The 4,105-nt window shown below is 67.7% G+C and carries 5 protein-coding genes; 2 read left to right on the top strand and 3 right to left on the bottom strand.

The window, feature by feature from the left end:
• A partial coding sequence (locus EAO76_RS43915) for a transposase (RefSeq protein WP_262376133.1) occupies positions 1-227 on the bottom strand: 227 nt, incomplete at its 3' end.
• Positions 228-406: 179 nt separating this feature from the next.
• Here EAO76_RS43915 and EAO76_RS45260 point away from each other — a divergent pair.
• On the top strand, positions 407-580 hold the full coding sequence (locus EAO76_RS45260; RefSeq protein ID WP_187439079.1) for a hypothetical protein: 174 nt from the start codon (positions 407-409) through the stop codon (positions 578-580).
• Between the two features lie 453 nt (positions 581-1,033).
• Here EAO76_RS45260 and EAO76_RS43920 read toward each other — a convergent pair whose 3' ends face one another.
• Both EAO76_RS43920 and EAO76_RS43925 read right to left on the bottom strand, forming a co-directional pair.
• Positions 1,034-2,158, bottom strand: a complete 1,125-nt coding sequence (locus EAO76_RS43920; protein WP_148841783.1) for a tetratricopeptide repeat protein — start codon at positions 2,156-2,158, stop codon at positions 1,034-1,036.
• On the bottom strand, positions 2,155-3,396 hold the full coding sequence (locus EAO76_RS43925; protein WP_148841784.1) for a 26S protease regulatory subunit: 1,242 nt from the start codon (positions 3,394-3,396) through the stop codon (positions 2,155-2,157). The genes EAO76_RS43920 and EAO76_RS43925 overlap by 4 nt, the downstream gene beginning before the upstream one ends.
• Before the next feature lie 446 nt (positions 3,397-3,842).
• Here EAO76_RS43925 and EAO76_RS43930 point away from each other — a divergent pair.
• Positions 3,843-4,105: transposase (locus EAO76_RS43930; protein ID WP_222872242.1), on the top strand; the 263-nt coding region annotated here is incomplete at its 3' end.

Below are 4,105 nucleotides of genomic sequence, written 5' to 3' on the forward strand. Positions count from 1 at the left end.
GTCCAGTCCCGCAGCCGCCGCCAGGCCGTCACCCCACTGCAGCCGGTCCGCTCGGCGGGCACGTCTCTCCAGCTGACGTTCTTGCGCAGCACGTACACGATGCCCCGAAGAGCCGCACGGTCGTCCGCCGGCAACCGCCCGGGATACCGATGACGCCGCGGCGGCCGGGGCGGCAGCAGCGGAGCGATGCGTTCCCACAGGTCATCAGGCACAAGATCATCCGACACCCGCACCACTCTGCCCCTGCCAGCCCCGGTCGCCAAGCCCTCACGCTGAACTCATTCTGAAACGATCAGTTACAGCGCGGGAAGTCGGGACCACCGCCTCTGACATGCTGAGGGCTAGATCCGTAAGCTACGCCCTAGCCCCCCTTACGATGCCTTCACGGAAGATGGAGAGATCAACTATGAGCAGTCCGGCCGAACTTCGCGCACGTGCCGCAGATCTGGAAGGGCGGGTGCCACCGGCTACTGCCGGACCGCGTACCGACGACGAACGCATGTGGCTGGAGAAGGCCGCTGCTCTGCGTTCCGAGGCCGACCAGCTGGAGTCCCTGGATGTCAGCAGCACTCTTCAGTAACGTGTCACCGAGGCCACCTATGCCGAACTGGCCACCCCGCGTGTGCTCGGTTCCATCCGCCCCGACAGCAGCCAGCGGTGAGGCCCCAGCCATGACTGCATCCGAATTCAGCAGCTACATGCCGCCCATCGGCGGAGCGAAGCAGGCGCTGCCCGAAATTACGGACCACTGCCGCCCACACAGCGGGAAGACGTATTCCGAGCACGATTATCCCCTGTCCGACCAGACGCGCTGCCGGCGCTGTGGTGCCGACGAGGAAGAGGCACCGTGAGCGCCAATTACCACGCCTTTGGGTCGTTTCAGTAGCCTGTCGGCCAGCAAGGGCCTTCGCATCGGGCAGTCCGTAATGTACATGTTCAACGACGGCAGCTGCCCAGGAGTAGCCGCAGGCGACGAGCAACAGGTGAGCGCCAGCCGGGAAGGGCAGGGCTCGGTACTTCTCCTCGCCCCGGCTCAGCCGGTCTTCCGTCGGTCGAACCACATTGTTGCCGCTGTCGGCGCCAGGCCGGCCCAGAAGAGCACGAGCGGTACTGTGCGTTGCGTCCAGGGGATCTGGGTGATCAGCAGTGCGCAGAGCATGGCCCACGTTGCTTGGCCGAGGACGAGGCGGGGCCAGGTCCGGCGCCGGATGAGCGAGTGCAGGTTGACGCGGACACCGGTGCGCAGGCGGTGGTAGCGCAGCAGGGCGCCCAGGGCCCAGACGACCGCCATGGGGACGAGGTCCCACAGGCGCTGGCCGAGGCTCAGCGGCAGCTCCTTCTGGCTCTCCGCGCCTGTCGCGAACAGGTCGATGCCCACGGCGGCGAGGGCCAGGCAGAGCAGGGCCAGCCAGCGGACGCCGCGCAGCAGGCGGTAGGAGGCCTCGTCCAGGCCGCGCTGCATCGGTGCGGAACCGGGGGCGGAGGCCAGTGCGTCGGCGTACAGGGTGGCGGCCTTTGTCGCCTTGACGCCGGGGGCTGTTGCTGTCTTCTTCGTCCGCCGGGCCAGGGCCTCCTCGTGCTGCGGGTCGAGCCGGAGAATGGCCTCGTCCAGTTGGTTGGCGGCGTTTCGGTCGGCCGCCATGTCGGCGATCCGCCACGCCACTTCGTAGGCGTACACCTCCTCGGGGCCCAGGCGGATGGCCTGGTGGGCGATCGGGTCGGCTTCTCGCAGGGCTGCCATGAAGTCTTCGCGCCCGGCCCGGTCGCCCTTCGTCTGTACGGAGCCGAGCCACCTGATGCGCCACAGCCAGTCGGCGAGCAGTGCGTAGCTGTACCAGTAGTCGGGGGCCAGGCGGATGGCTTCGCGCAGCACGCTCTCGGTTTCCGGGAAGCGGCCACCTGCCCGCAGGGCGCGTGCGTGTGTGAGGAGTGCCCCGGTGTGCTCGGCGTCCAGGGCCAGTGCCTGCCCGGTTGCTTCCAGCGCCTTCGCGCCGTTCTCCTGGTCTCCGAGATGGCTTCGGGCGAGTTCGACCCAGGCCTGGATGTCCTCGGGATCCTCCGCGAGTCGCCGGGCCAGCAGTTCCCTGGCCTCTTCGTACCGCTTGCGGTCGATGAGCAGGCCGGCCCGTTCGACGCCGGGGTGCAGGGGTGTGGTCACAGCTTGCGCCTCTTCTTCAAGTACCTCACCAGGTCGTCGTACATGCCGCCCTCGTTGGCGAACATCGCCACGTTGCGCGCGGAGGCAAACCACGGCTCGGCGGACGGCATAGCTTCGCCTGCGGCGGCCAGCAGGTCTTCCATCCCGATCATCCGTACGGTTCCGGTGCGTGCCGAGTCCAGCAATGCCCGCTCGGCCGCCGCCTCGCAGACATAGGCCAGGTCCGCACCGGACAGACCGTCGGTGATCTTGACCAGCTTGCCCAGGTCGACGTTCTCGATGGGCCGGTCCCGCAGGTGGTAGCGCAGGATCGCCTCCCGGGCGGGGCCGTCGGGCGGGAGGACGAGGATCGTCCTGTCCAGCCGGCCGGGACGGCGCAGGGCATTGTCCACGTCCCAGGGCAGGTTGGTGGCGGCCAGCACGAAAACACCCTCGTTCGCCGCCGAGCCGATGCCGTCCAGCTCGCTGAGCAGCTGGTTGATCACGTTACGCATGCCGCTGTGCGCAGTGCGGCTGCGCTTGCCACCGAGGGCATCCAGCTCGTCCAGGAAAAGCACGCAGGGTGCCTGGCGGCGAGCGGTCTCGAAGACCTCGTGCATGTTGCGCTCGGAGTTGCCGATCCACATGTCGAGCACGTCGTTCACGGACACGGACAAAAACGCGGCACCGAGTTCACCGGCCACTGCCCGCGCGATGAACGTCTTGCCACAGCCGGGCGGACCGTACAGCAATAGACCGCCGCGGAGACTCTTGCCGTACAGCTTGCGCAGCTCGGGGTTGCGCAGCGGGGCGAGGAAGGCGGCCTCCAGGCGTTCCTTCACGTCCTGCATGCCGCCGACGTCGGCCAGTCGTATGGTGTTGGTCCCTTCCACGTCCCACATGCCGACATCCGTGGAGTCATCCTGCCCGGCCGCGCGGACAGGTGTCTCAGCGAACCGCGGCGGCACGGCATCCCTGACCTGTTCCTCGGCAGCCCTCCAGTCGAACCCGCCCTGCGGACGCGGAGGTTGCACCGGAGAAGGAGACGGGGACGGCGCTCCCATGGCCCGGGCCATCAGATCTCGGGCCTGGGCGTCGTCCGGCGCATGCTGAAGGGCAACGGCCACCTCGGCAACGGCCTCGTCGGACCGGTTCGCCTCCAGCAGGAGCTGGGCCAGGTGGAGCCGCAGGGGCACGTCGGCGGGTGCGGCGGCGACCGCGGTACGCAGGCTGTGTATGAGAGGGGGGTCGTCCGGCATGATCGACAGCCTAATGCCGCCGTACGACACCCCGGGAGGCGCCCGGTGTTCGGCTGGCCAGCGGGACGACGCCGTAACGGTCCAGGGTTACCCCTGGGCCCCCAGTACCTCGTGTACACGATCCAGACTCGTATGCCTGATCAGGAGGGTGGTGGAAACAGTGAACCTTGTTGCCAGCGGACCTCCTGCATCGATCGTGTCGACCGGGTAGCCATCAATTTTTGCCAGTTCCCGTCCCCGGGCTCCTGCGATACCAAGGATCTTCGAGGCAGTGTCGAGCGGGACTGAAGGCGGCACTCCGAGATCAAGCTCGTTGCCTCTCCTGTCGGCTTGTTCTCCACTGGCCATACACTCTCCGTCGCTCATCACGGCACTGATCGTATCCAAGTCACTTGGCCATCTAGGGCATCAGAAGTCATCTCAATTGGCTGGGTAAGCTGCTGGTCATGGTGGGGATCGTTGAGCGGCTGGTGCCGGACGAGTTGTGGGAGTTGTTCCAGCGGGTGGTGCCGGAGGCGCCGTCGCGGCCGCAGGGTGGCGGTCGGCGCCGTCACGGTGATCGGGAGGTCCTGGCGGCGATCGTGTTCGTGGCCACGTCGGGCTGCACGTGGCAGCAGTTGCCCACGGCGTCGTTCGGCCCGTCCGGGGCGACGGCCCACCGCAGATTCACCGAGTGGACGAAGGCCCGGGTGTGGGCCGGGCTGCACCG

The sequence above is a fragment of the Streptomyces sp. sk2.1 genome (genome assembly GCF_008120935.1).
Lineage (GTDB): Bacteria > Actinomycetota > Actinomycetes > Streptomycetales > Streptomycetaceae > Streptomyces.

Bases quoted from the DNA above. Each gene is read 5' to 3' on its own strand.
- EAO76_RS43925 (WP_148841784.1), bottom strand. From the start codon at position 3,396: ATGCCGGACGACCCCCCTCTCATACACAGCCTGCGTACCGCGGTCGCC.
- EAO76_RS45260 (WP_187439079.1), top strand. From the start codon at position 407: ATGAGCAGTCCGGCCGAACTTCGCGCACGTGCCGCAGATCTGGAAGGG.